The sequence below is a fragment of the Hydrogenophaga pseudoflava genome, from assembly GCF_004353865.1.
In the GTDB taxonomy this organism is placed as follows: domain Bacteria; phylum Pseudomonadota; class Gammaproteobacteria; order Burkholderiales; family Burkholderiaceae_C; genus Hydrogenophaga; species Hydrogenophaga pseudoflava.
In genome coordinates, this window is record NZ_CP037867.1 from 3,523,443 (window position 1) to 3,548,368 (window position 24,926).

Here is a 24,926-nt window from a genome sequence, read left to right on the forward strand (position 1 = left end):
GACACCCAGAATCCGCCCCATTCCACAACGGAGACGGACAGTGAAGATCGCGGTTCTGGGCGCAGGCGCCCTGGGTTGTGCCATCGGCGGCACGCTGGCACAGGCCGGCAACAGCGTGGTGCTGATCAACCGCCATCCGGCCCAGGTGGACGCCATCAACACCCGCGGTCTGCTCATGCGCACGCCCGATGGCGAGCAGGTGGTCCGCACCGTCACCGCCGCCACCAGCGCCGCGGGACTGGCCCCGGTGGATCTGGTGATCGTGCTCGTCAAGTCCTTCCACACCGAGGCCGCCATGTCGGCCGCCACCGCGCTGGTCGGTCCACAGACCACGGTGCTCTCGCTGCAGAACGGCCTGGGTCATGAAGACGTGCTGGCGGCCATCGTGGGTCGCGAGCACGTGCTGGCCGGCAAGACCTATGTGGGCGGCGTGATGCTGGCGCCGGGCCGCATCATCAGCGGCACCGTGGGCAAGGAGACGCTGATCGGCGAACTCGACGGCCGCATCAGCGAACGCGCACAGCGCATCGCCGCCACCTTCACCGCCGCGGGCCTGGCCACCACCGTCAGCGACAACATCGTCGGCACCATGTGGGACAAGCTGCTGATCAACGTCTCCACCGGCGCACTCAGCGGCATCACGCGCCTGCCCTACGGCCCGCTCTACGAGATTCCCGAGATCGAGGCCACCGCGGTGGCCGCGGTGCAGGAAGCCATGGACGTGGCCGCCGCCAGCGGCGTGACGCTCAGCTTCACCGACCCCCGCCAGGCCTGGCGCAAAGCCCGCGCCGGACTGCCGGCCGACTTCAAGACCTCGATGCTGCAGAGCCTGGAAAAAGGCTCGGTCACCGAGATCGACTTCATCAACGGCGCCGTGGTGCGCTGGGGCCAGCGCTGCGGCGTGCCCACCCCCGTCAACCAGACCCTGGTCGCCTGCATCAAGGGCATCGAAAGGACATTGGCATGAGCACCCCCTTCACACCGCCGACCCGCGCCTACGTCGAACACGTGGCCGTGCGCGTCCGGGACATCCACTGGCACATCCAATTCTTCTATGAGGTGCTGGGCATGGACGTGCGTGAGATCGACGGCCCGACCGACGACCCGCGCCAGTACTGGACGCTGGGCGGCCTGCAGCTGATGGCCACACCCGATTTCGAAGCACCACCGAGCAACGACGCCGGCTGGCTGGCCCATCTGGGCGTGATGGTGGACGACCTGGAGGCGGCCCTGAAGGCCGCCGAACCCTGGGGCGTGAAGGCCCTGCCGCAAGGGCGCAACTGGCTGCAGCTGCCCGACGGCCTGGCGGTGGAACTCATCCAGGCTGCGCCCGGCAGCGTGGCGGCGGCCCTGGCCGTCCAACCCCGGGGCTGAACCATGACCACACCCTCCATGCCAGAAAAGTACTGGGACGACGCCCGCGACGGCGACACCTGCACCAGCCCGACCTACACCGTCACCAAAGAACGCATCCTGGCCTACGCCGACCTCACCGGTGACCACACGCCGGTGCACGTGGACGAGGCCTACGCCAACGCCAGCCACTTCGGCTGCATCGTCGCGCACGGCCTGTTCGGCCTGTCGATCGCCGACGGCCTGAAAACGCAGAGCGACTACCGTTTCCTGCCCGGCATGTCGCTGGGCTGGACCTGGGACTTCCTGCTGCCCATCAAGGTCAACGACGTGCTGCATGTGAAGTTCAGCGTCACCGGCCTGCGCCCCAGCAAGAGCCGGCCCGGCTGGGGCATCGTGGTGCTGCCCAGCGAACTCGTCAACCAGCACGGCCAGGTGGTCCAGAAGGGCGAACACCGCCTGATGATCCCGCGCCGCCCGGGAGCGTTCTGATGCAGGCCCTTCCCCTCTCCGGCGTCCGCGTCATCGACTACAGCCACTTCCTGGCCGGCCCCTATGTGGGTCGCTGCCTGGCGGCGCTGGGCGCCGAGGTGATCAAGGTCGAGCGCCCCGGCAGCGGCGACGCAGGCCGCCAGCACGCCCACATCCTCGACGACCAGCAGAGTGGCTACTTCCTGCAGCTCAACATGGGCAAGCAGGGGGTGAGCGTGAACATGAAGGACCCGCGCGGCAAGGCCTTCATGCAGCAGCTGTGCGACAGCGCCGACGTGTTCATCGAAAACTACCGCCCCGGCGCGCTGGACAAGCTGGGGCTGGGTTATACCGAGCTGTCGGCGCGCAACCCCCGGCTGGTGTACTGCTCGATCTCGGCCTACGGCCACACCGGGCCCGACGCGCACCGCGCCGGCTTTGGCCTGATCGCCGAGGCCAAGAGCGGCATCATGCAGATGGTGGGCACGCCGGGTGAGGCGCCGCCGCTGCTGCGCATCTCGCTGGGCGACATGTACACCGGCATCCACGCGGTGGCCGCCATCAACGCCGCCCTGCTCGGCCGCGTGACCAGCGGCAAGGGCCAGCACGTCGACATGGCGCTCTACGACACGCTGGTCTCGATGCACGAGTACGCGGTGCAGTGCTACACGCTCTCGGGCGGCACCGTGCTGCCGCAGCAGACCGGGCACGACATGCCGACCTCCACGCTGTACGGCGTGTTCCGCGCGCAGGACGGCGACCTCGTGATCGCCGCCCAGGTGGACGACGCCTGGAAGCGCTTCGCCGCACTGGTGGAACAGCACGGCGGGCCGGCCGGTTTCGGCGCCGATGCGCGTTTTCACGACGCCAACGGACGCAACGCGCACCGGCTCGAAATCCTGGCCGTGGTCAAGCCCTGGGTGGCGGCGCGCACGGTGACCGAGGTGCTGGCCCTGCTCGACGGCATCGACGTGCCCTCGGCCAAGGTGCAGCGCATCGACGAGGTGCTGGCCGATCCGCAGATCCAGGCGCGCGGCATGGTGCTGGAGCAGCAGCACCCGCGCTACGGCACGCTGCGCCTGCCCAACCTGCCGTTCCGCTTCTCGGACTGCGACACCAGCGCCCCCATGCAGCGCGTGGCGCCCGACCTGGGCCAGCACAACGCCGAGGTGGCCCGCTCGCTGGGCTACAGCGATGCCGACATCGCCACGCTGCAGACAGACGGCGTGCTCTTCTCTAAATAAGGAGACCCTATGTCCGACGCCTACGCCGTCATCGGCAACCCCATCGGTCACACCAAGTCGCCCCTGATCCACGGTCTGTTCGCCGAGGCCACCGGGCAGGACATGGTCTACACCGCCATCGAAGGGCGCATCGGCCAGTTCGCCGCCGACATGGACAAGTTCCGCGCGGCCGGCGGACGGGGCATGAACGTCACAGCCCCATTCAAGCTCGACGCCTTTGCCTGCGCCACCGAACACTCCCAGCGCGCGCAGATGGCCGGCGCGGTGAATGCGCTCAGGTTCGACGGCGAGCGGGTGATCGCCGAGAACTTCGATGGCGTGGGCCTTGCGCGCGACGTCGTGCACAACCTGGGCCACCCGCTGAAAGGCAAACGCGTGCTGGTGCTGGGCGCGGGCGGTGCGGCCCGTGGGGCCCTGCTGCCTTTTCTGGCCGAAGGACCAGCCGGGCTGGTGATCGCCAACCGCACCGTGTCCACAGCCGAAGCGCTGGCAGAGGCGGCGAGCGCACACGGCCGGGTGGTGGCCTGTGGCTACAGCGACCTCGAAGGCCTGGAATTCGACCTGGTGTTCAACGCCACCTCGGCCAGCCTGCGCGGCGAGCTGCCGCCGGTGCCGGCCACGGTGTTCGCACCGGGCGCGCTGGCCTACGACCTCGCCTATGGCAAAGGGCTCACGCCCTTCCTGCGCCTGGCACAGCAGGCCGGTACGAAGCAGCTGGCCGACGGCGTCGGCATGCTGGTGGAGCAGGCCGCCGAGGCCTTCGCCTGGTGGCGTGGCGTGCGCCCCGACACGCGCGCCGTCATCGACCTCCTGACCGTGCCGCTGGTCTGACCGGAACACACACCGAAGTCGCCTGATGAGCCACCTGACCCTATACTGCCGGAATGAACGAATCAGTACATTCCCGGAGGCAGGTGGTTCGCGGCAAGGCCCACGAGGCCAAGGCCACCACCCGCACCAACGACCCCGAACGCACCATGGCCAACATCCTGGAGGTGGCCATGAACGAGTTCGCCGAGAAGGGACTGGCGGGCGCGCGCATCGATCAGATCGCCGACGAGACGCACACCTCCAAGCGCATGATCTATTACTACTTCCAGAGCAAGGAAGGCCTGTACCTGGCCGCGCTGGAAGAGGCCTACCGGCGGGTGCGCACCACCGAGAGCGAGCTCAATCTCGACGACCTCGACCCCGAATCCGCGCTGCGCCGGCTGGTCGAGTTCACCTTCGACCACCACGCGGGCAACGAGCCCTACATCCGCATGGTGATGTCTGAGAACATCAACCGCGGCCAGTTCCTGGCCCAGAGCAAGAGCATCCAGGCGCTCAACCTCAAGGCCATCTCGGCCATCGAGAAGCTCTACGCCCGCGGCGTCGAACAAGGCATCTTCCGCCCCGGGCTGGACCCGGTCGACATCCACGCCTCGATCTCCGCGCTGTCGTTCTTCAACGTCTCCAACCGCCACACCTTCGGCCTGATCTTCAAGCGCGACTTCACCTCGCCCACGATCGCCACGCACCGCCGCGCGTCGATCGTCGAGATGGTCACGCGCTTCGTCAAAAAGTAAGCCACTGCGGCCGGGGGTTTAGGGAAACTCCTGATATCTGAAAAACTAACCAGTTCGTACATTACGAACCTCAACGATTCGGAGACACCCCTTGGTCCAGAAACTCATCAACGGCTACTGCCGGCTGCTGGCCGTGCTCATGGTCCTGTCGCTCGCGGCGATGGTGGTCATGGTGTTCGGCAACGTAGTCATGCGCTACGGCTTCAACTCCGGCATCACCCTCTCGGAAGAGCTTTCGCGCTGGCTGTTCGTGTGGATGACCTTCCTGGGTGCCGTGGTCGCCATCAACGAGCGCGGCCACCTGGGCACCGACTCGCTGATCTCGCGCCTGCCGGTGGCCGGGCAGAAGTTCTGCCTGGGCCTGTCGCTGCTGCTGATGCTGTTCATCTGCTGGCTGGTCTTCAAGGGCTCGCTGGAGCAGACCAAGATCAACTGGGAGTCCACCAGCGCCGTCATGGAAACCTCCATGGGCTACTTCTACGCCAGCGGCGTGGTCTTCGCCGTGCTGGCCGCCCCCATCCTGCTGCTGAACCTGGTGCGCCTGGTCACCGGTCAGATGGCGGACAGCGAGCTGATCGGCATCCGCGAGTCCGACGACATGCCGCACGGCGACCCGCACCCCTGATCAGCGCCAGGAGACCTTCCCATGACCATTGCGATCTTCCTGAGCTCCCTCATCGCCGCCATGATGATCGGCGTGCCGATCTCGTTCTCGCTGCTGCTGTGCGGCGCCGCGCTGATGTGGCACCTGAACATGTTCGACGCGCAGATCCTGGCGCAGAACCTGATCGAAGGCTCCAACAGCTTTCCCCTGCTGGCCGTGCCTTTCTTCATGCTGGCCGGCGAGATCATGAACGCCGGGGGCCTGTCCAAGCGCATCGTGGCCTTCGCCATGGCGCTGGTGGGCCATGTGCGCGGTGGCCTGGGCTACGTGGCCATCATGGCCGCGGTCATCATGGCCTCGCTCTCGGGCTCCGCTGTGGCCGACGCCGCGGCGCTGGCCGCCCTGCTGCTGCCCATGATGCACACCGCCGGCCACGACAAGGCCCGTTCGGCCGGCCTGCTGTCCGCAGCCTCGATCATCGCGCCCGTCATCCCGCCCTCGATCGGCTTCGTGATCTTCGGCGTGGCCGCCAACGTGTCCATCTCCAAGCTGTTCATGGCCGGCATCGTGCCGGGGGTGCTGCTGGGCGCGGCGCTGTGCCTGACCTGGTGGTGGGTGGCGCGCAAGGAGAACGTCAAGCCGCCGGCCCGCAAGACCCGCGCCGAGGTCTTCAGGTCCCTGCGCGACGCGCTCTGGGCGCTGGGCCTGCCGATCATCGTGGTGGTGGGCCTGAAGTTCGGCGTGTTCACGCCAACCGAAGCCGCCGTGGTGGCCGCCGTGTACGCGCTGGCAATCTCGCTGCTGGTCTACCGTGAACTCAGGATCAGCCAGCTCTACGGCCTGTTCCTGGCCGCCGCCAAGACCACCGCAGTCATCATGTTCCTGGTGGCCGGTGCCATGGTCTCGGCCTGGCTGATCACCGTGGCCCAGCTGCCGGCCCAGCTGGTGGACCTGCTGCAGCCCCTGCTGGACAGCCCCACCCTGCTGATGTTCGCGATCATGATTCTGGTGATCATCGTCGGCACGGCGATGGACATGACGCCCACCATCCTGATCCTCACCCCGGTGCTGATGCCCATCGTCAAGGCCGCCGGCATCGACCCGGTCTACTTCGGCGTGCTGTTCGTGATGAACAACGCCATCGGCCTGATCACCCCGCCCGTGGGCACCGTGCTCAACACCGTGGCCGGCGTGGGCAAGATCAGCATGGACGAAGTGACCCGCGGCGTCTGGCCTTTCATGATCGCCCAGTTCGCGCTGATGTTCCTGATGGTGCTGTTCCCCCAGATCGTGCTGGTGCCACTGGGCTGGTTCTACGGCTGACCCTTTCTGTGTTCCACACCCTTGCCCGGAACGGGCACGCCAAGGCAAGGGGCTTTTTCGTCTGCGTCCCATCCCTGATCGCTGGAGACAAACCATGAAACGTCTGTTCATCAAGACCCTCGTCGCCACCGCCGCCCTGGCCACCGTCGGCATCGCCGCCGCCCAGGACAAGGTCATCAAGTTCGCCAACCAGAACGCCGCGGGCCACCCCATCGTCCAGGGCATGGAGAAGTTCGCCGAGATCGTGGCAGCCAAATCCGGCGGCAAGATCAAGGTCAACGTGTTCCCCGGCGGCCAGCTGGGCAGCGACCAGGCCAACGTCTCGGCCCTGCAGGGCGGCACGCTGGAGATGGCCTCGATGAACTCGGGCATCTTCGCCAGCCAGGTCAAGGAATTCGCGGCCTTCGACCTGCCCTTCATGTTCGCCAACGGCAAGGAAGCCGACGCCGTGGTGGACGGCCCCTTCGGCCAGAAGATGCACGCCAAGCTGGAAGAGAAGGGCCTGGTCGGTCTGGGCTACTACGAGCTGGGCTTCCGCAACATCACCAACAGCAAGCGCCCCATCACCAAGGTGGAAGACATCGCCGGCCTGAAGCTGCGCGTGATCCCCAACCCGATCAACGTGGACTGGGTCAAGGCCCTGGACGCCAACCCCACGCCGCTGCCATGGCCCGAGGTGTACGCCGCACTGGAGCAGAAGGCCGTGGACGGCCAGGAAAACCCGGTCGCCACGATCTGGGGCGCCAAGCTGCACGAAGTGCAGAAGTACATGACCCTGACCAACCACCAGTACAACCCGCAGTCGGTGGTGATCAGCAAGAAGTTCTGGGACACCCTGTCGGCCGACGAGAAGAAGATCATCGGTGAGGCCGTGGCCGAGTCCACCAAGTTCCAGCGCGCCCAGGCCCGCGCCTCGGTGGCCAGCACGGTGGAGAACCTGAAGAAGGCCGGCATGACCGTCTCCGAACTGGCCCCCGGTGAGCAGGTCAAGCTGGTCGAGAAGATGAAGCCCGTGATCACCAAGCACGCCGGCGCCGTGGGCGAAGCCACGGTGTCGGAACTGCTGGCCGAACTCGCAAAAGCACGCAAGTAAGCCACCCCTGCGCCGCGCCTTCGGGCGCGTCGCCCCCTCAAGGAACGCCATGAAAAAAATCCTCATCCTCAACGGCCCCAACCTCAACCTGCTGGGCACGCGCGAGCCCGCCCAGTACGGCTACACCACACTGGCCGATGTGGAGGCCTTCTGCAAGGCCCATGGCACCCAGATCGGCTACGAGGTGGAGTGCTTCCAGAGCAACTGGGAAGGCGCGCTGCTGGACAAGATCCACGAGTACGGCCGCCTGTACAAGGCCGGCGAGGTGCTGGGCGTGGTCATCAACCCCGGCGCGCTCACCCACACCTCGATCGCCCTGCACGACGCGATCAAAGGCGTCGAGCCGATGCCGGTGATCGAGTGCCACATCTCCAACGTGCATGCGCGCGAGGAGTTCCGCCACCACTCCTGGGTCTCGCCCGCCGCCGCCGGCATCGTGGTCGGCTTCGGTGTGGACGGCTACCTGGTGGCCATGGACGGCCTGGTGCGCAAGTTCGTGAACTCGGCCGCCACGAAGAAACCATGATCAACGGCCACACCGAACTCATCGCCCACATCGGCTACCCGACGCACACGTTCAAGTCGCCGATGATCTACAACCCCTTCTTCGAGAAGCACGGGATCAACGCGGTGGTGGTGCCCTTCGGCTGCAAGCCCGAGGACTACCCGGCATTCCTCAAGAGCGTGTTCACGCTCACCAACATCCGCGGCGCGCTCATCACCATGCCGCACAAGGTGGTCACCGTCGGCCTGCTGGACGAGGTCACCCCCACCGTGCGCGTGGCCGGCGCCTGCAACGCCGTCAAGCGCCTGCCCGACGGCCGCCTGGTGGGCGACCAGTTCGACGGCGCCGGTTTCGTGCGCGGCGTGCTGCGCAAGGGTCTCAAGCTCGCCGGTGCGCGCGTGCTGGTGGTGGGCAGCGGCGGCGTGGGCTGCGCCATTGCCGCCTCGCTGGCCGGCGCGGGCATCGCCCACATCAGCCTCTACGACGTGAACACCGCCGCGGCCGAGGCCCTGGGTAAGCGCATCCGCGACAACTACCCCGCCATCGACGTGACCACCGGCAGCAACGACCCTGCCGGCTTCGACCTGGTCGTCAACGCCACCCCCATGGGCATGAACGAAGGCGACCCGCTGCCGCTGGACGTCTCGCGCCTGGATGCCAGCACCTTCGTCGGCGAGGTGGTGATGCGCACCGAGATGACCGCCTTCCTCACCGCCGCAGCGGCCAGAGGCTGCAAGGTGCAAGTGGGTTCCGACATGCTGTTCGAAATGATCCCGGCCTATCTGGAATACTTCGGCTTCGCCACCACGACCGCCGAAGAACTGCGCACCGTGGCCCGCCTGAGCTACTGACCCGCAGCCCCTCCTTGCCAGACCCCCACTACCCCCACCCCGGCCGCGGCATCGCCCTGGCCGTCCTCGCCACCGCCTGCTTCGCCCTGCTCGACACCACCAGCCAGTACGTGGGCGGCGTGGTGCCGGTGATGATGGCCGTCTGGCTGCGCTTCGTGGTGCAGGCCGGCATGACAGCCGCCATGCTCTATCCGAGCCAGGGCCGTTCGCTGTTCGTCACCCGCGCTCCTTGGTGGCAGCTGCTGCGCGGCGCGCTCATGGTCACCTCGGGCACCGTGGCCTACATCAGCCTGCAGCACGTGCCTGTGGGCGAATTCACCGCCATCCTCATGCTGGTGCCGCTGGTCATCACCCTGCTGGCTGCGGTGCTGCTGCGCGAGCACGTCAGCGCGCTGACCTGGCTGCTGGTGGCCGGTGGGCTGACGGGCGCGCTCATCGTGGTGCGGCCCAAGGGCAGCGACCTGAACATCGGCATGTTCCTGCCGCTGCTGCTGGTGGTCATCAATGCGCTCTACCAGATCGTCACCAGCAAGATGGTGAAGACCGAAGACCCCGGCACCATGCACTTCTACACCGGGCTCACCGGCCTGGTGTTCGGCACGGTGGCCCTGCCCTGGAGCTGGGCGCCGATGCAGGACCCGATGCTGTGGCTGCTGGTGGGCCTGATCGGCGTGTTCGGCTCGCTCGGCCACTACTTCATGATCAAGGGCTACCAGAAGGCACCCGCCTCGCGCATCACGCCCTACATGTACACGCAGATCGCCTTCGCCACCCTGGCCGGCTGGGTGGTGTTCGGCTACGCGCCCGACGTGTGGACGGTGCTGGGCATCGCACTCATCGCGGTTTGCGGCGTGCTGGGCGTGCGGGCGCGCTGAGAGCGCCGCCTCAGCGCGAAATCTTGCGCTCCACCTCGGCCACACGGCCCGCGTGGAAGCGGATGACGGTGAGCGTCTGCGGGTCCCGGGGGTGAGGGAAGTAGGTCCAGGACTTCTCTTCGGGCTGGCCCCGCACGGCGCGGTGCACGGCCTCGTGGTCGGGCGGGCCGATCTTCAGCACCACCTCGCCCTCGCCCATGCCCTGGCGGATGAACTTGCGCTCGGCGGCGTCGGGCTCAGCCGGCTCGGCGGACGTGCTGGCCAGGAACAGCAAGGCCGCAGCCAGCGGCAGCAGGGTGCGGCGGTTCACAGGTTGCATCAGGGGCTCCTGGGTGTGGGCGGGGTTCATCGGACAAAGCAGTTGTCAGCGGGCACGGTGGCCAGGCTGGCGGACACCGCCGACAGCGTGGGCTGGATGCTCGGGATCTCGTCGCCCAGCAGGCACAGCAGCGGCGGCGAACGCAGCGCCCAGACGGCGCCGTGGCGCGTGCCGATGACGGTGCGGTAGAGGCCCCAGTGCGCGGCCAGGCCGCCGCCCGCCTCGGAGCGGTCGAAGCTCAGCGTGCCCAGCTTGGACGGGCCGGTCAGGCGCCCGCCACCGGCGCAGTCGTTGCCGCCGAAGGTGAACACGCCTTCGTAGTAGTCGAGCGTGTTCGCGCCGGTGACGCGGGCGCGCAGCATCTTCTTGTAGGACTGGCCTCCGGCCTTCGCGCAGCCCTTCTGCACCCAGTCGCCGGCCAGGGCTTGGAGCGACACCGACGGCGTGGCCCCGCCACTGCCGCCATCGGGCGTGTCGTCGCCCCCGCCGCCGCCACAGGCCGACAGGGCCAGGGCGAAAAGCAGCGCCACGGTGGTGGCGGGACGGCGTGCGAAGCCGGGCAGCGGACGGATGCGTGGCATGAAGAAACTCCTGAGTCGCTTGAAAAAAGGGACGAACGCGTCCCGGCCGGGCGAACGACGCCCCGCCTGGGCACAAACCCGGGTCGCTGGTGAAGGGGGGAAAACTCAGCCCGGCTTGCGGGCGACGATGAACACGCGGATGTCCTTGCCCTTGGTGCCGTGGCGCTCCACCGCCTCGATCACCAGGCCCTGGCGCACCATGGCGGCCTGCAGCGTGTCTGCATCGAACAGGAGCACGTGGGGCGCCTTGCCGATGGCCTGCATCACCGGAATCGCCAGCCAGCGGATCAGCGGGTTCATCTCGGCCACACAGGCGGTCTTGGAAATCAGCAGGCCGCCCGGCCGCAGCGCCTGCACCGCCGAGGCCAGCGCGCCGTCGAGGTCGCTCACCAGGTGCAGCAGGTTGAAGGCCAGCACCGCGTGGTAGGCGCCGGGGCCGGCCGCGGGGGCGTCGGCGTCGGCCAGCGCGAACGCCAGCTGCGGCAGCAGCTCGGCCGCCAGCTTCTCGCGGGCGATGCCGATCATGCCGGCCGACACGTCGGTGGCCAGCAGCCGCCGCGTGAACGGCGCCAGCCGCAGCGCGGTGCTGCCGGTGCCGCAGCCGATCTCCAGCACGTTCATCTCTGCGGTCAGCAGGCCCTGCACCCGCCGCAGCGTGGCCTCGTAACCCGGCATGTCGGCAATCGGGTCGGCCGCGTACTTGCGCGCGATGCGGTCCCAGAAACGGGCCTTGCGGGACACCACGTCGCTGCTCTGCGGCGGGCTTGGGGTGTCGAGAGAGGGGGTGGTGGACAGCGGCATGGGTGGCATCCTATCCATGCACAAGCCGCAGAGGAACTGCGGTAAATTGCAGCGGACATATACATAAACGCATGAACAACCTCGATTGGAACCAGCTCAAGGCCTTTCTGGAAACCGCCGAAACCGGCTCGCTGTCGGCCGCCGCGCGCAAGCTGGGCCTGACCCAGCCCACGCTCAGCCGCCAGGTGGCCGCGATCGAGCAGCGCATGGGCGTGACCCTGTTCGAGCGGGTGGGCAAAAGCATGGTGCTCACCACCACCGGCATGGACCTGCTGGAGCACGCACGCGCCATGGGCGCGGCCGCCGAGGCGCTGGGCCTGGCCGCCACCGGCCGCTCGCAGGCGGTGGGCGGCGTGGTCTCGGTCACGGCCAGCGACGCGGTCGCCGCCTACCTGCTGCCGCCGCTGGTGAAGCAACTGCGCGAACAGGAACCGGGCATCGCCATCGAGTTGATTCCGTCCAACGCGCTGAGCGACCTGCTGCGCCGCGAGGCCGACATCGCCATCCGCCACGTCAAGCCCGAGCAGCCCGAACTGATCGCCCGCTTCATCCGCGAGGCCACGGCGCATTTCTATGCGTCGGAAGACTGGGTGAAGACCCACGGCCACCCGCGCAGCGCCGAAGACGCCGCCCACCTGCCCTTCGTGGGCTCCGACCGCCAGGGCCGTTACCTGGGCTACCTGCGCATGCACGGCCTGCCGGTGAACGAAAGCAACTTCAGCTGCTACGTCGACCACACCGTGGCGCACTGGGCGCTGGTGCAAAAAGGCCTGGGCATCGGCGCGATGATGGAAGAGATCGCCCGCGACACACCGGGCGTGGTCCGCGTGCTCGACGATGTGCCGCCGATCCGCTTCCCGGTCTGGCTGGTGACGCACCGGGAGTTGCGGACTTCGAGACGGATCCGGGTGGTGTTTGAGGCGTTGGCGGAGGGATTGGGGTGAGGTGTGGGAGGTGGGTTTCGACCCGGAGGCGTCATTCGCAACAGGGCGAAAGGCTGGCGGCCCTTTCATCGTCTGTAGCCGGCAGGTCCCGTGGCACAAGTTGGCGATACGCCGCTAGACTGCCTCGCGATGGCGACCGTGGAGTGCCGGAGTTGCCGATTCTGTTATACCTGTTCATGCATACAGATTTGTGCTGTACTGAATTGATTTCAAAGAACTTTTGGAGGTGTCATGCGACTTTGTTTAACGACTGCGTCCAATGTTATCCGCCGTTTTGCGGGATATATCTAAGTTAGGGTACTTTATGAGTAACTCAGACTTCACCATGAAAAAATTGGGATTCACTGTTCTTCAAGGAATAGCATTTGGTCTAGGGCTAGTTATTCTGCTGGTCTCAATCCTCACAGTTTTTGGCGCCTTTAGCTTCTCAACGCCTTTTCGAAGTGAGGTGCCACCAGAATTGCATAAACCTGCTCTGCAACAACCAACTGGGCCAACCGCTGACCAACTGGTAGTTTCAAATACAAACGCAATACTTCCTTCGCCCAATGGACAAGAAACCCAATCCAAATGTGGGAACACCTCAGGACAAATTAGCTTCACTGGAACTATCGAGAACAAAGGTCCTGACAGCGAGAAATATTTGAACGTCTATGCTGATTTGTTTGATACGAATGGAGCGTTTATTTTCCAATGTCAAACACAATTCATGGAAGGGCTAAAAAACGGTGCAAAGCAAAATTTCATAATCAATTGCTACAACTGGCCGAAAGAAATCGCCGACAAATATTCGTCCTTCAAGATTTACGCCAGAGGGAGCTAACAGTGCTTGCGTACCCTAACCTGGCGTATATGGACTCCCCCTCAACAGCAAGGGACTGACCGATTGGGGACCGTGGGGTAGAGCACCTGCAGTCGTATATCCGGCATCTGGAGTGGGATCGTCAATGTCCCGTGCCGACATGGAATCTGCGTCACCGCATCGCCACACGCTGCAAGCGGCAGGCAAGCTGCCGGAAGAGTTATCGGCGCAGTGCGGTGTGGGAGGAACCCGGTTGGCCATGATGGTCGATCAAACCCGTCGCAAGGTGAGATGGGTTGGGTGAAGAGATCTGGTGAGACGAGATCAGGCCGGCAGGGCGAAGCTCTGCCGGCTTTGTTTTTTGTTCAGCCGGGCTGCTTCGTCAAACGGGGCGTGGTCGCGCAGCGTGGCGTAGCAGATGCGCGCGAGCTTGTTGGCCAGGGCACAGGTGGCTTTGTTGTGGTTAGAGCGGCCCTGCACCTCCAGCGCCCAGCGGCGGATGCCGCAGATCTCTTTGCCCGCGCCTTCGGCCACCTTGGCCGCTCGCAGCACGCTGCGCGCGCCGTGGGTGAGCAGCATGCGCAGGTAGCGGTCGCCCTTCGTTTGGAGATGCGGCCCAGGTACCGGCTCGACCCCGAGCTGTATTCGCGCGGCGTCAGGCCGAACCAGCTGGAGAAGTGGCGCGCGTCCTGGAAGTGCGTCACGTCGCCCGATGTGGCGGCCACCAGGGCGGTGGCGGTGAGCAGCCCGATGCCGGGCACCGAGAGCAGCAGCGTGCAGGCCGGGCTCTGGCGGGCCACGCTGGCCAGTTCGCGCTCGACCTGAGCGATGCGCGCTTCGAGCAGGCGGATCTCTTCGAGCAGCATGCTGGCGGTGTGGCGGATCAGATCGGGCACGGCCGAGCGCGGGTCGGCCAGCACGCGGCCGATGGTTTCCACGCCGGTGCGGGCACCCTGCGGGATGGTGATGCCGAACTCGCGACAGAAGCCGCGCAAGGCGTTGATGCGCGAGGTGCGCGTGCCCATCCAGAGCGAGCGGATGCGGTGCAGGCCCTGCAGGGCTTGTTGTTCAACAGACTTCACGCGCACGGGGCGGATGTCGGCAGCGCGTGCGGCTTCGAGCAACGCGGCAGCGTCGGTGGCGTCGGTCTTGTTGCGCCGGACGTAGGCGCGCACGTACTGTGCGGGCAGCAGGCGAACGGAGATGCCCAGACCATTGAGCCAGCGTGCCCAATGGTGGGCCGAGCCGCAGGCTTCCATGATGACCAGGGATACAGATCGGTTGGCAAACCAGCGCTCGAACTGGGTGCGCGTCAGGCGCTGGGTTTCAACGATGCGCCATTGATCATCGGCAACAGCGATCTGGAAAACGGATTTGGCCAAGTCGACGGCCACGGTAGTAGCATGCATCTCGGACTCCTTTCGTTTGTTGAAGACCTGATCCCCACGCCAATGAAGACCAGTGCGCGTTTCTCGCGCAAACAAACGGGGGAGTCCATCCCATCACTCAACCTCGCTCCTTTCAGTCGCTGGACGCTGCGCGATAAACCCGCGCAGCGCCGGTTAGCTCTACGTTAGTCCCATCACCCGCTTTTTATGCGCGCAGTCACTTGCTCCAGCGCTCGGCCCTGTTCCAAGTGTTTTCAAGCCTTTTTCGCCTCTAGCGCTTTTGCAGAAAGCGCCACCAGCTATCATTTTTGCAGCGCTGCGCCACTTTCGTGGCCCAGCGCTTTTTCGTGGGCTGCGCCCTGGTCCAAGTCTGGGCGCTCCCTTTTGACCTTCGGGTCTAACCCGGCGTTCAAGCCGACCCGCCTACGGCGGGCGGCTTACCTTAGACGTTAGACCGCATTTTCAAATGCATTGTTTTGCCAAGTATTTTCTAGAGGAGTAGGGCGTATGCGTCTTTTATATGTATTTGCTCTTTTCACTTTGACCGCTTGTTCCAGCACTGGTGTTGTGCCAATGAACAAAGATTCCTACCTCATCTCGAAGAAGAGCGCACAAGTCGGGTTCGGCCCACCCATCGGAATTAAGGGCGAGGTCTATACCGAGGCCAACGACTTCTGTGCCAAAGAAGGAAAGGCTGTGGAAACGTTGAAGTACGAAGAAACCAACTCTGGTTTTGCCCGTTCAGCTGCTGTTGCACTGGAGTTCCGTTGTGTGCCAAGGTGACTCGCAGGACTCCGCAGAGCGGTCTAACAAATCGGCCCAGCACGGACGGCCTTCTGCCTCCGCTGGCCTTAATCGTTAGCCGTCAATGGAACCCGATCCGTCGCAAGTCGCGAGTGCCCGCACTGAGCGCTATGCGCAGTGGGAGAAGGCTGCGCCAGCAACCTGCGCTGCACTGGTCGTCGCCGCATCTGTCGCCGCCTACACATTCAGTCCCAACTTGTTTGTCATCGTTGGCCCGTTCATAGGTGGCTTGGCGTTCTACTTCAGCTGGCGGGCGGCGCTTCTTGAGCGTCACAGTGTTGCCTTGGCTCATGCCCTGGTTGGCCTTGTCGTTGCAATGTCAGGTGTAGTCTTCGCTGGCGAAGTCGGCATAGTCGTCATGTTCTCTCAGAGCTTCCCTTGGCTCGGGCTCGGGTTGTTTCTCCCCATCTGGTTCGCTCGTCGCCATCATCCTGCACCATAGCCATTCACATTGCGCTGTCATGCTTCAAGCCCTCTCGCTCGCCCAACCGCTGACGGCTAACCCCTCATATATGGACTCCCCCTCAACAGCAAGGGACTGACCGATTGGGGACCGTGGGGTAGAGCACCTGCAGTCGTATATCCGGCATCTGGAGTGGGATCGTCAATGTCCCGTGCCGACATGGAATCTGCGTCACCGCATCGCCACACGCTGCAAGCGGCAGGCAAGCTGCCGGAAGAGTTATCGGCGCAGTGCGGTGTGGGAGGAACCCGGTTGGCCATGATGGTCGATCAAACCCGTCGCAAGGTGAGATGGGTTGGGTGAAGAGATCTGGTGAGACGAGATCAGGCCGGCAGGGCGAAGCTCTGCCGGCTTTGTTTTTTGTTCAGCCGGGCTGCTTCGTCAAACGGGGCGTGGTCGCGCAGCGTGGCGTAGCAGATGCGCGCGAGCTTGTTGGCCAGGGCACAGGTGGCTTTGTTGTGGTTAGAGCGGCCCTGCACCTCCAGCGCCCAGCGGCGGATGCCGCAGACGTCTTTGCCAGCCCCCTCTGCGACCTTGGCCGCCCGCAGCACACTGCGAGCGCCGTGCGTGAGCAGCATGCGCAGGTAACGGTCGCCCTTCTTGGAGATACGCCCCAGGTACCGGCTCGATCCCGAGCTGTATTCGCGCGGCGTCAGGCCGAACCAGCTGGAGAAGTGGCGTGCGTCCGCAAAGTGCGTCACATCGCCCGATGTGGCGGCCACCAGGGCGGTGGCGGTGAGCGACCCGATGCCAGGCACCGACAGCAGCAGCGTGCAAGCCGGGCTGTGACGGGCCACGCTGGCGAGTTCGCGCTCGACCTGGGCGATGCGGACTTCGAGCAGACGGATCTCTTCGAGCAGCATGCCGGCGGTGTGGCGGATCAGCTCGGGCACGGCAGAGCGCGGATCGGCCAGCACGCGGCCGATGGTCTCGACGCCGGTACGTGCGCCTTGTGGGATGGTGATGCCGAACTCGCGGCAGAAGCCGCGCAGGGCGTTGATGCGCGAGGTGCGCGTACCCATCCAGAGCGATCGGATGCGGTGCAGACCTTGCAAGGCTTGTTGCTCGACCGACTTCACGCGAACGGGGCGGATGTCGGCAGCGCGGGCCGCTTCAAGCAGGGCTGCGGCGTCGGTGGCATCGGTCTTGTTGCGCCGCACGTAGGCGCGAACGTACTGGGCGGGCAGCAGGCGGACGGTGATGCCCAGACCATTGAGCCAGCGCGCCCAGTGGTGGGCCGAGCCGCAGGCCTCCATGACGACCAGGCCCACGGAACGGTTGGCGAACCAGCGTTCGAACTGGGAGCGCGTCAGGCGCTGAGTTTCAACGATGCGCCAGTGCTCGTTGGCAACGGCGATCTGGAAAACGGATTTGGCCAAGTCGACGGCCACGGTAGTAGCATGCATCTCGGACTCCTTTCGTTTGTTGAAGACCTGATCCCCACGCCAATGAAGACCAGAGCGCGTTTCTCGCGCAAACAAACGGGGGAGTCCATCCCATCATCCAAGCCGACGCCGCTTCGCGGCGCGGCTTAACTCAGGTGTTGAGCGTCCGCTCCTGGCCGATACCGGTTCCAAACCCCATGCCCGAAGACTTCGAGCACCGCCGAGCAGCCACTACCGACGCCCAAACCCTCAGCACGCTCGCCACCCAGGTCTTCCTCGACACCTACGCCACCCACGGGATCAACGACGCCCTCGCACGGGAAGTGGCCACGGTCTACTCCATCGAAATGTTTGAACGGCGGCTGCGGGACGCGGATGTCGAGCTGCTGCTCGCCACTTCGGGCGGGTACACGGTGGGTTTCGTGGACATCGCCTTTGCCACCCTTTGCCCGGTTCCGGGCGTGCGCGGCGCCGAAGTGTTCCGGCTGTACGTGCAGCGCCCGTTCCTGCGCCGTGGTCTGGGGCGCAAGCTGATGGCCAAGGCCGAGGCGTCCGCCCGCGCCCGGGGTCTGGAGTCCATATGGCTCACCGCCTGGGCCGGCAACCACGGGGCGCTGGCGTTCTACCAGTCGCTCGGCTTCCGGGACATCGGGACCACGGAGTACGTCATCGACGGCGTGGGCCATGAGAACCGTGTGCTCTGCAAGACCTTCGCCCGGTAGACGCCTGTCCTTCCGGTCTGTAGGCTCTGCCGCTGGTGCCGAATTTCAGACGGACAAGGAGCTCACATGAAGTCATTCACCGGCGGTTGCCTCTGTGGCGAGATTCGATATCAGATCACCGCAGAGGCCGGTCCATCCAGGATCTGCTGGTGCAGGGATTGCCAGAAGATCTCATCCAACGGAACGGTCAACGTCATCTTCCCCAGCGATGCCATCAAGATCTCGGGAGCGCCGGGCCAGCACGAGAAGACGGCCGACAGCGGCAACACGGTGACCCGCCGGTTCTGCGCGAGCTGCGGCACCCAGCTGTTCTCCGACTCCAGTGGCCGCCCGGGCCTGACGGTGGTTCGGGTGGGCACGCTGGACGAGCCATCGACGGTCAAGCCGACCACCAACATCTGGGTGGCCAGTGCGCCCAGTTGGGCTTGCGTTGATCCATCGCTGGAGCAATTCGAAGGCCCGCCAGTGGTGGCGCCGCAGCCCAAGGCGTGATGCCCACCATGGGCCTCCTGACCTTCAGCCTCAACCTCACCCTGGACGGCTGCGTCGACCACCGGGAAGGCATTGCCGACGAGGAGACGCATGCCTTTTTCACGCGCCTCATGGACGAGAGCGACGCGATGCTGTGGGGCCGCACCACCTACGAGATGATGGAAAGCTTCTGGCCGGCGGTGGCCCGGGGCGAGACCGAGGCGCCGCCCGCGGTGCGCGAGTGGGCGGTGAAGCTGGAGGCCAAGCCGAAGTACGTGGTGTCGTCGACGCGAAACGACTTCCCCTGGACCCACAGCCACCACATCGCTGCCGATGACCTGCGCACTGGTGTGCAGGCGCTCAAGGACGCCACGCCCGCGGGTGTGCTGCTAGGCAGCGGCCTGCTCGCCACCGCGCTCGACCGGCTGGACCTGATCGACGAGTACCGTTTTCTCCTTCACCCCCGGATCGCCGGCCACGGCCCGACGCTGTTCGCCAGCGGCCTGCCCGGCACGCGCCGGCTTGAACTGGTGTCTGCACAGCCGCTGCGCTGCGGCGCGGTCGCCCTGCACTACCGGCGCGGACGCTGACCGAGTCGCCTACGGGGCCGGGCGCAGTCAGGCCGCTTTCTGCACCGCCACGCCCCCCGCCCGCAGCGCCGCCACCGTCTTGGGCTTCGTGCCGTCCGGCACCACCAGCAGCGACAGGGCCTTCATCGGTGCGATGACGAAGGCCGAGGCGCTGAGCAGCTTCTCGCTGGACGCCAGCACCACGGTTTCCGCCGCGCGGGCGTGCAGCGCACGCTTCACGTCGGCCTCTTCGGCGTCGCCGGTGCTCAGTCCCGCCTCGGGGTGCACGCCGGTCACGCCCAAAAAGAACAGGTCGGCCCGGAAGCGCGAGGCAGCTTCGATGACCGAGGCACCGACGTTCACCATGGAGTGGCGGAACAGGCGCCCGCCGAGCACGATGATGTCCACGTGCCGGTGCGCGGCCAGCTCCACGGCCACGTTGGGGCTGTGGGTGATCACCGTGGCGCGCAGGTCGGGCGGCAGCTGCCGCGCGACCTGTATGGCGGTGGTGCCGCCGTCGAGCATGACCACCTGGCCGGGCTTGATGAGCTGCGCACCGAAGCGCCCCAGCGCCTGCTTCTCATCGGTCGACACCTGTTGCCTCACCCGCAGGTTGCCCGTGGCCGCGGACGCGGGCAATGCCCCGCCGTGCACGCGCTGCAGCTTGCCCTGCTGCGCCAGCTCGCGCAGGTCGCGGCGGATGGTGTCTTCCGAGGTGCCCAGTTCCAGCGCCAGTTCCCCGGCCACGATCTGACCGTGCGTGGCGAGGCGGTTGAGGATGAGCTGTTTGCGCTGGGCGGTGAGCATGGGGGGCCTCTTTGGCGATGTCTTGTGCGGTGGCGTCGGACGCGCTACGATTGCACGATATTACACGACACTGCACGAAATTAAACAATGACCAGACCCCATCACCGAGAGATCCCGCTGCCCGCGAACGAGCGCGTGCGCATCGTCGAACAGCGCGTGCTGGCCGACGACTGGTTCGTGCTGAAGAAAAACACCTTCGACTACCGCCACAGCAACGGGCGCTGGCAGCGGCTGCAGCGCGAAACCTACGACCGCGGCGATGGCGCGGCGCTGCTGCTGTTCAACCGGGCGCGTGGCACGGTGGTGCTGACGCGCCAGTTCCGTTTTCCGGCCTACGCCAACGGCCTGGCCGACGGCATGCTGGTGGAAGTCTGCGCCGGCCTGCTGGACAACGAGGCACCGGAAGTGGCGATCCGGCGCGAGGTGCAGGAAGAAACCGGGTTTGCGGTGCGCATGCCGCGCAAGGTGTTCGAGGCCTTCATGAGCCCGGGGTCGGTCACCGAGCGGCTGCACTTCTTCGTGGCGGAATACGAGGCCGGGGACCGCGTGAACCAAGGCGGCGGCGACGCCAGCGAGGGCGAGGACATCGAGGTGATCGAGCTGCCGCTGGAGCGGGCGCTGGCCATGATCGGCCGCGGCGAGATACAGGACGGCAAGACCATCATGCTGCTGCAGCACGCGGCGCTGGTGGGGCTGGAGCGCTTGTAGGGGCTGTCCAACCGGGCGGCACAACTCGTAACCCACCCAACCCGAGCCGCGGCGTCACAATATGCCCCGGCTTTTTCGCCGCTGCCCCTCGCGTCTCTCATGTCTTCTGCTTTCTCCCCTCGCTCGTCCCGCCTCTGGGGCCCCCTCCTGGCCCTCATCCTGAGTGCCTGCGCCAGCGCCCCTTCCCCCTCGGCCGAAGGTGCCGACGACACCACCGCGGAGGCCGACGAGGCCAGCCCCAAGCAGCGCCCGGTGATCCTCGACGGCACGGCCTGGCAGGCCAGCAACCACATCGACGGCGCCGCACCCACCTCGCCCTGGGAACACCAGGTCTTCATGAGCCGCCGCCCCACGCGCTACCAGGCCACCGAACACGAAGGTCGGCCGGCCGTGCGGGCCGAGGCCATGGGCTCCAACAGCACGCTGAACCTGCTGCTCAAGCCCGCCCCCGGCGCGCAGGCCAAGCGCCTGCACTTCTCGCTGTTCGTGCCGGCGCTGAACCCGGCGTTCAATCTGGGCGAAAAGGGCGAGGACGATTCGGTGGCGCGGCTGATCCTGAGCTTCGACGGCGACCGCCACAACGGCACCTGGAAGGCGCGCGACCACATCGTCTCGGAGCTGTCGGGCCTGATCGCCGGCAAGCCCCTGCCCTACGCGTCCATCATGTACGTGTGGGACAACCGCTACCCGGCCGGCACGGTGATTCCCAACCCCTACACCGGGCGCATCCGCCAGATCGTGGTGGAGTCGGGACCGGCGCGGCTGAACCAGTGGGTGGACTTCGACCGCGACGTCGAGGCCGATTTCCGGCTGGCCTTCGGCGAGGCGCCGGGGCCGATGATCGGCCTGGGCCTGATGACCGATTCGAACAACTCGGGCGCCGCGGTCACGGCCTGGTACGGACCGCTGCAGCTGACGATGTCGGCGCCGGCGAACTGAGCCTGCTCAGTTGGCGCCATCCAGCCCGGCCAGCCGCCGGTCAAGCTGGAAGCTGGCGCTGAACAGCTGCGGGTCGCTCACCCCGGCGCCCGCCAGTTCACGACCCAGCAGCCCGTCCAGCGCCGCCTGCGCGCCTGCCGCGTGCAGCGCCTCGACCACCAGCACGCCGTCGAACACACCCTCCACGCTGCGGCGCATGGACTTCTCCTTGGTCTGCACGCCAGTGCCGGCTGCGTCCACCTGCATCAGCCAGACCTGGGCCACAGCGTCCAGCCCCGCGACTTTCTGCACCAGCGCTTGCTGCGCGCCAGCGTCTTGCAGGCCCGCCGCGGCAAGGTCCAACCGCAGCGGCGCCACCACCGATCCATTGCCCAACCCCGCCCTTGCCACCACCGGCCCGCCGCCGCGCGCAAAGTTCTGCAGGATGGGCATGGTGCGCTGCGACCAGGGCGTGGGCGCGTTCAGCCGGGCGAGGTACGAGGGGCCGGCCAGCACGCCAGCGTCCTGCAGCTCGTAGGTAATGAAGAAGCGGCGCTTGCCACCGGCCTCGGCGCGGAACACGCGACCCGAGAGAAAGCCGTCGACGCCGACGCGCTCCAGCACGTGCTCGCGCGTGAGCCAGTGCAGGTAGTCGGTTTCCTGGCCGGGTTCGATGTCGCTCCAGATGGCGAGCTGGGCTTGTCCGCGGTGGGTCATGGTGTCTCCTGGGTGAGGTTGGAAGGGGGAATGCGCGCCATGTCGCAGCGCGCCAGCGCGGCCTTGAGCATGTCCACGAACGCGCGGGTCTTGGGCGGCACCAGCTTGCGCCCCGGGTAGACCGCCCAGGCCGGCGCTTCGGGCAGGCTCCAGTCGGGCAGCACGCGGCGCAGCTGGCCGGCGTTCACCACCTCCTCGGCGAAATGGTTGGGCAATGCGGCGATGCCGGCGCCCGCCCGTGCCATGCGCATCAGCAGCTCGGGCGAGTTGGCGCTGACCTGCCCGCTCGGCACCGCAGACCAGCGCTCGCTGCCGCGGCTCAGCGGCCAGACGGCCGGCTCGCCGTTGCCGCGCAGCAGGCGCAGCGCGGTGTGGCCGGCCAGATCGTCGGGGTGCTGTGGCTCGCCACGCGCTTGCAGGTAGCCCGGCGCGGCATACAGCCCGTTGGCAAACACCGCGAGCCGCGTGGCCACCAGCAGGTTGTCGTCGGGCAGTTCGCCCATGCGCACCACCACGTCGAAGCCCTCGCCCAGCAGGTCGACCCGACGCGGCGACAGGTCCAGGTCGAGCGTGATCGCCGGGTGCAGCGCGGTGAAGGCGGCCAGGCTATCGGCCAGCATCAGGTTGGCGAAATCGCTGGGCATGGACACGCGCAGCCGGCCGCTGGGCGCGGCACGGCGCTGCTCGCGCAGGCTGTGCACCGCCTCCAGCTCGGCCACCACCTGCCGGGCGTGTTCCAGCAGCTGCAGGCCGAACTCGGTGAGCGACTGGCGGCGCGTGGTGCGCAGCAGCAGGCGTTCCCCCATGAGCCGCTCCAGTGCGGCCACGCGGCGTGAGACGGTGGATTTGGGCAGGCCCAGGCGCACGGCGGCCTGGCTGAAGCTGCCCAGCTCGGCCACCCGGGCAAAGATGAGCAGATCGGTCGGCTCGATGGCGTCGGGGCCACATTCGCGGTGTGATTGTTCCACCATGGAAACAATCTTATCCATTTCAACGGCTTTTCAGGGTAATTGGAAGCCCATAAAGTCGAGTCCGTCGATCAACTACTGGTCGTTTCCGAATTTCCAAACTCCCAGGAGCCCGCCATGAAGATTCTGCAGATCAACGCCAGCCCCCGCCGCGAAGCCGGCAATTCCACCAAGCTCGCCAACAGCGTGAGCGAGCGCCTGGTGGCCGCCCACCCGGGCAGCACCGTCACCCTGCGCGACCTGGGCACCACGCCCGTGACCGTGCTCGACGAGGCCGCCCTGGGTGCCCTGTTCACCCCCGCCGAGCAGCGCAGCGCCGGCCAGGCTGCCGTGGTGGCCGAGTACGACGCACTGATCGCCGAGCTGCAGGCGCACGACGCCATCGTGCTGGGCGTGCCGATGTACAACTTCGGCGTGCCGGTGCAGCTCAAGGCCTGGATCGACGCCGTGGCCCGCGCCGGCGTGACCTTCCGCTACACCGAGAAGGGCCCCGAAGGCCTGGTCAAGGGCAAGACCGTCTACCTGGCGCTGGCCCGCGGCGGCCTCTACCGCGACCAGCCACACGACAGCCAGACGCCCTACCTGAAGACCGTGCTGGGCTTCCTGGGCCTGACCGATGTGCGCTTGATCTACGCCGAAGGCCTGAACATGGGCCCCGAGGCCGCCGCCAAGGGCTTTGCCCAGGCCGAGGCCGACCTGGCCGCCGCCATCGGCTGAGCGCACGCCTGCACTGCGGCTGCGCGGGGTGGCCGCTTCTTTGACACCCCGCACCTTCAGGAGACCACCATGACCGCCACCCTCACCCCCCGCCTGCAGCAGCCCCGCCGCGTCGAGCGGCTGGTGGCCGGCATACCCACCTCCGACGGTGCGGGCGTCAAGCTCACCCGCGTGCTGACGCAAAACCTGCAGCGCCGGCTGGACCCGTTCCTGATGCTCGACGCCTTCGGCAGCGACCAGGCCGACGACTACATCGCCGGCTTCCCCGACCACCCGCACCGCGGCTTCGAGACCGTGACCTACATGATCGCGGGCCGCATGCTGCACCGCGACAGCGCCGGCCACGAAGGCCTGCTGGAAAACGGCGGCGTGCAGTGGATGACCGCCGGCCACGGCGTGATCCACTCCGAGATTCCGCAGCAGGAAGAAGGCCTGATGGAAGGCTTCCAGCTCTGGCTGAACCTGCCTGCGCGCGACAAGCTGTGCCCGCCCTGGTACCGCGACTTTGCCAACGCCGACCTGCCGCAGTTCACCACGCCCGAAGGCGTGGCGGTGACGGTGATCGCCGGTGAGAGCCACGGCGTGACCGGTGCGGTGACGCGCGAGGGCACGCAGCCGCTGTACCTGGACCTGCACCTGGCCGCCGGCTCGCACTTCGAGCAGGCGCTGCCGGGCACGCACAACGCCTTCGTCTACGTCTACCGCGGCGAGGTGAGCGTGAACGGCACGGCGGTGCCGGTGCAGCGCATGGCGCTGCTGGCCAACGACCCGGCCAGCGACGGTGTGCGCATCGAGGCCTCGGCCGACGCCAGGGTGCTGCTGATCGCCGGCCGGCCGCTGAACGAACCCATCGCCCAGTACGGCCCGTTCGTGATGAACACCACCGACGAGATCTACCAGGCGCTGGCCGATTTCCGCGACGGCCGCCTGGGCGAGCAGCGCGCCACGGCCTGAG

General features: G+C 66.6%; 31 protein-coding genes. 23 read left to right on the top strand and 8 right to left on the bottom strand.

The features are described 5' to 3' along the window. The first annotated feature begins 40 nt into the window (after positions 1-40). From HPF_RS16900 to HPF_RS16955, 12 genes are all read left to right on the top strand, one after another. Complete coding sequence (locus HPF_RS16900; RefSeq protein WP_133157271.1) at positions 41-967, top strand: ketopantoate reductase family protein; 927 nt, start codon at positions 41-43, stop codon at positions 965-967. Then, entirely contained in the window at positions 964-1,374 is a 411-nt protein-coding gene (locus HPF_RS16905) for a VOC family protein (protein WP_133157272.1), read from the top strand. The genes HPF_RS16900 and HPF_RS16905 overlap by 4 nt, the downstream gene beginning before the upstream one ends. Positions 1,375-1,377: 3 nt before the next feature. After that, a complete protein-coding gene (locus tag HPF_RS16910; RefSeq protein ID WP_133157273.1) occupies positions 1,378-1,845 on the top strand; it encodes a MaoC family dehydratase in 468 nt (155 codons plus the stop codon). Further along, entirely contained in the window at positions 1,845-3,068 is a 1,224-nt protein-coding gene (locus tag HPF_RS16915) for a CaiB/BaiF CoA transferase family protein (RefSeq protein ID WP_207959191.1), read from the top strand. Before HPF_RS16910 ends, HPF_RS16915 begins: the two co-directional genes overlap by 1 nt. Before the next feature lie 9 nt (positions 3,069-3,077). Next, entirely contained in the window at positions 3,078-3,899 is an 822-nt protein-coding gene (aroE, locus tag HPF_RS16920) for a shikimate dehydrogenase (RefSeq protein ID WP_133157275.1), read from the top strand. Positions 3,900-3,952: 53 nt separating this feature from the next. Continuing rightward, positions 3,953-4,636, top strand: coding sequence for a TetR/AcrR family transcriptional regulator (locus tag HPF_RS16925; protein WP_207959193.1), 684 nt, complete (start codon positions 3,953-3,955; stop codon positions 4,634-4,636). 91 nt (positions 4,637-4,727) lie between these two features. Then, complete coding sequence (locus HPF_RS16930) at positions 4,728-5,261, top strand: TRAP transporter small permease (protein ID WP_207959195.1); 534 nt, start codon at positions 4,728-4,730, stop codon at positions 5,259-5,261. A 21-nt stretch (positions 5,262-5,282) separates the two neighbouring features. After that, positions 5,283-6,563 (top strand): TRAP transporter large permease subunit, encoded by a 1,281-nt coding sequence (locus HPF_RS16935; RefSeq protein ID WP_133157276.1) that lies wholly within the window; start codon positions 5,283-5,285, stop codon positions 6,561-6,563. A gap of 94 nt (positions 6,564-6,657) precedes the next feature. Next, on the top strand, positions 6,658-7,656 hold the full coding sequence (locus HPF_RS16940; RefSeq protein WP_133157277.1) for a TRAP transporter substrate-binding protein: 999 nt from the start codon (positions 6,658-6,660) through the stop codon (positions 7,654-7,656). A gap of 49 nt (positions 7,657-7,705) precedes the next feature. Next, on the top strand, positions 7,706-8,182 hold the full coding sequence (gene aroQ, locus HPF_RS16945) for a type II 3-dehydroquinate dehydratase (RefSeq protein WP_133157278.1): 477 nt from the start codon (positions 7,706-7,708) through the stop codon (positions 8,180-8,182). Beyond that, on the top strand, positions 8,179-9,012 hold the full coding sequence (locus HPF_RS16950; protein ID WP_133157279.1) for a shikimate dehydrogenase family protein: 834 nt from the start codon (positions 8,179-8,181) through the stop codon (positions 9,010-9,012). The genes aroQ and HPF_RS16950 overlap by 4 nt, the downstream gene beginning before the upstream one ends. Before the next feature lie 14 nt (positions 9,013-9,026). Further along, a complete protein-coding gene (locus HPF_RS16955) occupies positions 9,027-9,887 on the top strand; it encodes a DMT family transporter (RefSeq protein WP_079365154.1) in 861 nt (286 codons plus the stop codon). Between the two features lie 10 nt (positions 9,888-9,897). On the opposite strand, the gene HPF_RS16960 is transcribed toward HPF_RS16955, so the two are convergent. The 3 genes from HPF_RS16960 to HPF_RS16970 form a co-directional block, all read right to left on the bottom strand. Then, the gene (locus HPF_RS16960; protein ID WP_133157280.1) at positions 9,898-10,206 is read right to left on the bottom strand and encodes a hypothetical protein; all 309 of its coding nucleotides are present in this window, start codon (positions 10,204-10,206) and stop codon (positions 9,898-9,900) included. Between the two features lie 26 nt (positions 10,207-10,232). Continuing rightward, positions 10,233-10,787, bottom strand: a complete 555-nt coding sequence (locus tag HPF_RS16965) for a hypothetical protein (RefSeq protein WP_133157281.1) — start codon at positions 10,785-10,787, stop codon at positions 10,233-10,235. 105 nt (positions 10,788-10,892) lie between these two features. Then, the gene (locus HPF_RS16970) at positions 10,893-11,588 is read right to left on the bottom strand and encodes a class I SAM-dependent DNA methyltransferase (RefSeq protein ID WP_133157282.1); all 696 of its coding nucleotides are present in this window, start codon (positions 11,586-11,588) and stop codon (positions 10,893-10,895) included. Positions 11,589-11,659: 71 nt separating this feature from the next. Here HPF_RS16970 and HPF_RS16975 point away from each other — a divergent pair, with 71 nt between their 5' ends. Both HPF_RS16975 and HPF_RS16980 read left to right on the top strand, forming a co-directional pair. Beyond that, a complete protein-coding gene (locus HPF_RS16975; protein WP_066158177.1) occupies positions 11,660-12,532 on the top strand; it encodes a LysR family transcriptional regulator in 873 nt (290 codons plus the stop codon). Between the two features lie 325 nt (positions 12,533-12,857). Next, the gene (locus tag HPF_RS16980) at positions 12,858-13,355 is read left to right on the top strand and encodes an FxLYD domain-containing protein (RefSeq protein WP_133157283.1); all 498 of its coding nucleotides are present in this window, start codon (positions 12,858-12,860) and stop codon (positions 13,353-13,355) included. A 344-nt stretch (positions 13,356-13,699) separates the two neighbouring features. On the opposite strand, the gene HPF_RS16985 is transcribed toward HPF_RS16980, so the two are convergent. Further along, positions 13,700-14,743, bottom strand: a complete 1,044-nt coding sequence (locus HPF_RS16985; protein WP_243721604.1) for an IS110 family RNA-guided transposase — start codon at positions 14,741-14,743, stop codon at positions 13,700-13,702. 186 nt (positions 14,744-14,929) lie between these two features. On the opposite strand from HPF_RS16985, the gene HPF_RS16990 reads away from it, so the two are divergent. Both HPF_RS16990 and HPF_RS16995 read left to right on the top strand, forming a co-directional pair. Next, the gene (locus HPF_RS16990; RefSeq protein ID WP_133157284.1) at positions 14,930-15,175 is read left to right on the top strand and encodes a DUF1010 domain-containing protein; all 246 of its coding nucleotides are present in this window, start codon (positions 14,930-14,932) and stop codon (positions 15,173-15,175) included. 120 nt (positions 15,176-15,295) lie between these two features. Next, on the top strand, positions 15,296-15,505 hold the full coding sequence (locus HPF_RS16995) for a hypothetical protein (protein ID WP_133157285.1): 210 nt from the start codon (positions 15,296-15,298) through the stop codon (positions 15,503-15,505). A gap of 807 nt (positions 15,506-16,312) precedes the next feature. On the opposite strand, the gene HPF_RS17000 is transcribed toward HPF_RS16995, so the two are convergent. After that, on the bottom strand, positions 16,313-17,395 hold the full coding sequence (locus HPF_RS17000) for an IS110 family RNA-guided transposase (RefSeq protein WP_133157286.1): 1,083 nt from the start codon (positions 17,393-17,395) through the stop codon (positions 16,313-16,315). A 176-nt stretch (positions 17,396-17,571) separates the two neighbouring features. Between HPF_RS17000 and HPF_RS17005 the strand changes: the two genes are divergently transcribed. From HPF_RS17005 to HPF_RS17015, 3 genes are all read left to right on the top strand, one after another. Beyond that, positions 17,572-18,096, top strand: a complete 525-nt coding sequence (locus HPF_RS17005; protein WP_133157287.1) for a GNAT family N-acetyltransferase — start codon at positions 17,572-17,574, stop codon at positions 18,094-18,096. Between the two features lie 66 nt (positions 18,097-18,162). Next, positions 18,163-18,588: a GFA family protein gene (locus tag HPF_RS17010; protein WP_133157288.1), complete on the top strand. Its 426-nt coding sequence runs from the start codon at positions 18,163-18,165 to the stop codon at positions 18,586-18,588. A gap of 8 nt (positions 18,589-18,596) precedes the next feature. Further along, complete coding sequence (locus HPF_RS17015) at positions 18,597-19,157, top strand: dihydrofolate reductase family protein (protein WP_133157289.1); 561 nt, start codon at positions 18,597-18,599, stop codon at positions 19,155-19,157. A gap of 27 nt (positions 19,158-19,184) precedes the next feature. Here the strand turns inward: HPF_RS17015 and HPF_RS17020 are convergent, their stop codons facing one another. Then, positions 19,185-19,943, bottom strand: a complete 759-nt coding sequence (locus HPF_RS17020; protein WP_133157290.1) for a DeoR/GlpR family DNA-binding transcription regulator — start codon at positions 19,941-19,943, stop codon at positions 19,185-19,187. 87 nt (positions 19,944-20,030) lie between these two features. On the opposite strand from HPF_RS17020, the gene HPF_RS17025 reads away from it, so the two are divergent. Together HPF_RS17025 and HPF_RS17030 are read left to right on the top strand one after the other, a co-directional pair. Continuing rightward, positions 20,031-20,651 carry an NUDIX domain-containing protein gene (locus HPF_RS17025; protein WP_133157291.1) on the top strand — a complete coding sequence of 207 codons (621 nt, stop codon included), beginning with the start codon at positions 20,031-20,033 and terminating at the stop codon, positions 20,649-20,651. 99 nt (positions 20,652-20,750) lie between these two features. Then, entirely contained in the window at positions 20,751-21,590 is an 840-nt protein-coding gene (locus HPF_RS17030; RefSeq protein ID WP_133157292.1) for a DUF3047 domain-containing protein, read from the top strand. 6 nt (positions 21,591-21,596) lie between these two features. Here HPF_RS17030 and HPF_RS17035 read toward each other — a convergent pair whose 3' ends face one another. After that, positions 21,597-22,286 (bottom strand): DUF4286 family protein, encoded by a 690-nt coding sequence (locus tag HPF_RS17035; protein WP_066156004.1) that lies wholly within the window; start codon positions 22,284-22,286, stop codon positions 21,597-21,599. Continuing rightward, positions 22,283-23,257 (bottom strand): LysR family transcriptional regulator, encoded by a 975-nt coding sequence (locus HPF_RS17040; RefSeq protein ID WP_243721605.1) that lies wholly within the window; start codon positions 23,255-23,257, stop codon positions 22,283-22,285. The genes HPF_RS17035 and HPF_RS17040 overlap by 4 nt, the downstream gene beginning before the upstream one ends. Before the next feature lie 114 nt (positions 23,258-23,371). On the opposite strand from HPF_RS17040, the gene HPF_RS17045 reads away from it, so the two are divergent. Both HPF_RS17045 and HPF_RS17050 read left to right on the top strand, forming a co-directional pair. Beyond that, positions 23,372-23,971: an FMN-dependent NADH-azoreductase gene (locus HPF_RS17045; RefSeq protein ID WP_133157294.1), complete on the top strand. Its 600-nt coding sequence runs from the start codon at positions 23,372-23,374 to the stop codon at positions 23,969-23,971. 69 nt (positions 23,972-24,040) lie between these two features. Further along, positions 24,041-24,925, top strand: a complete 885-nt coding sequence (locus HPF_RS17050) for a pirin family protein (protein WP_133157295.1) — start codon at positions 24,041-24,043, stop codon at positions 24,923-24,925. The last annotated feature ends 1 nt before the right edge of the window (position 24,926 follow it).

Bases quoted from the DNA above. Each gene is read 5' to 3' on its own strand.
- HPF_RS16940 (WP_133157277.1), top strand. From the start codon at position 6,658: ATGAAACGTCTGTTCATCAAGACCCTCGTCGCCACCGCCGCCCTGGCC.
- HPF_RS17005 (WP_133157287.1), top strand. From the start codon at position 17,572: ATGCCCGAAGACTTCGAGCACCGCCGAGCAGCCACTACCGACGCCCAA.
- HPF_RS16950 (WP_133157279.1), top strand. From the start codon at position 8,179: ATGATCAACGGCCACACCGAACTCATCGCCCACATCGGCTACCCGACG.
- HPF_RS16905 (WP_133157272.1), top strand. From the start codon at position 964: ATGAGCACCCCCTTCACACCGCCGACCCGCGCCTACGTCGAACACGTG.
- HPF_RS17035 (WP_066156004.1), bottom strand. From the start codon at position 22,286: ATGACCCACCGCGGACAAGCCCAGCTCGCCATCTGGAGCGACATCGAA.
- HPF_RS16975 (WP_066158177.1), top strand. From the start codon at position 11,660: ATGAACAACCTCGATTGGAACCAGCTCAAGGCCTTTCTGGAAACCGCC.
- HPF_RS17010 (WP_133157288.1), top strand. From the start codon at position 18,163: ATGAAGTCATTCACCGGCGGTTGCCTCTGTGGCGAGATTCGATATCAG.
- HPF_RS16925 (WP_207959193.1), top strand. From the start codon at position 3,953: ATGAACGAATCAGTACATTCCCGGAGGCAGGTGGTTCGCGGCAAGGCC.
- HPF_RS17015 (WP_133157289.1), top strand. From the start codon at position 18,597: ATGGGCCTCCTGACCTTCAGCCTCAACCTCACCCTGGACGGCTGCGTC.
- HPF_RS16935 (WP_133157276.1), top strand. From the start codon at position 5,283: ATGACCATTGCGATCTTCCTGAGCTCCCTCATCGCCGCCATGATGATC.
- HPF_RS16915 (WP_207959191.1), top strand. From the start codon at position 1,845: ATGCAGGCCCTTCCCCTCTCCGGCGTCCGCGTCATCGACTACAGCCAC.
- HPF_RS17000 (WP_133157286.1), bottom strand. From the start codon at position 17,395: ATGCATGCTACTACCGTGGCCGTCGACTTGGCCAAATCCGTTTTCCAG.
- HPF_RS16985 (WP_243721604.1), bottom strand. From the start codon at position 14,743: ATGCATGCTACTACCGTGGCCGTCGACTTGGCCAAATCCGTTTTCCAG.
- HPF_RS17025 (WP_133157291.1), top strand. From the start codon at position 20,031: ATGACCAGACCCCATCACCGAGAGATCCCGCTGCCCGCGAACGAGCGC.
- aroE (WP_133157275.1), top strand. From the start codon at position 3,078: ATGTCCGACGCCTACGCCGTCATCGGCAACCCCATCGGTCACACCAAG.
- HPF_RS17050 (WP_133157295.1), top strand. From the start codon at position 24,041: ATGACCGCCACCCTCACCCCCCGCCTGCAGCAGCCCCGCCGCGTCGAG.
- HPF_RS16990 (WP_133157284.1), top strand. From the start codon at position 14,930: ATGCGCGCAGTCACTTGCTCCAGCGCTCGGCCCTGTTCCAAGTGTTTT.
- HPF_RS17040 (WP_243721605.1), bottom strand. From the start codon at position 23,257: ATGGTGGAACAATCACACCGCGAATGTGGCCCCGACGCCATCGAGCCG.
- HPF_RS16965 (WP_133157281.1), bottom strand. From the start codon at position 10,787: ATGCCACGCATCCGTCCGCTGCCCGGCTTCGCACGCCGTCCCGCCACC.
- HPF_RS16910 (WP_133157273.1), top strand. From the start codon at position 1,378: ATGACCACACCCTCCATGCCAGAAAAGTACTGGGACGACGCCCGCGAC.
- HPF_RS16980 (WP_133157283.1), top strand. From the start codon at position 12,858: ATGAAAAAATTGGGATTCACTGTTCTTCAAGGAATAGCATTTGGTCTA.
- HPF_RS16995 (WP_133157285.1), top strand. From the start codon at position 15,296: ATGAACAAAGATTCCTACCTCATCTCGAAGAAGAGCGCACAAGTCGGG.
- HPF_RS16970 (WP_133157282.1), bottom strand. From the start codon at position 11,588: ATGCCGCTGTCCACCACCCCCTCTCTCGACACCCCAAGCCCGCCGCAG.
- HPF_RS17030 (WP_133157292.1), top strand. From the start codon at position 20,751: ATGTCTTCTGCTTTCTCCCCTCGCTCGTCCCGCCTCTGGGGCCCCCTC.
- aroQ (WP_133157278.1), top strand. From the start codon at position 7,706: ATGAAAAAAATCCTCATCCTCAACGGCCCCAACCTCAACCTGCTGGGC.
- HPF_RS16960 (WP_133157280.1), bottom strand. From the start codon at position 10,206: ATGCAACCTGTGAACCGCCGCACCCTGCTGCCGCTGGCTGCGGCCTTG.
- HPF_RS17045 (WP_133157294.1), top strand. From the start codon at position 23,372: ATGAAGATTCTGCAGATCAACGCCAGCCCCCGCCGCGAAGCCGGCAAT.
- HPF_RS17020 (WP_133157290.1), bottom strand. From the start codon at position 19,943: ATGCTCACCGCCCAGCGCAAACAGCTCATCCTCAACCGCCTCGCCACG.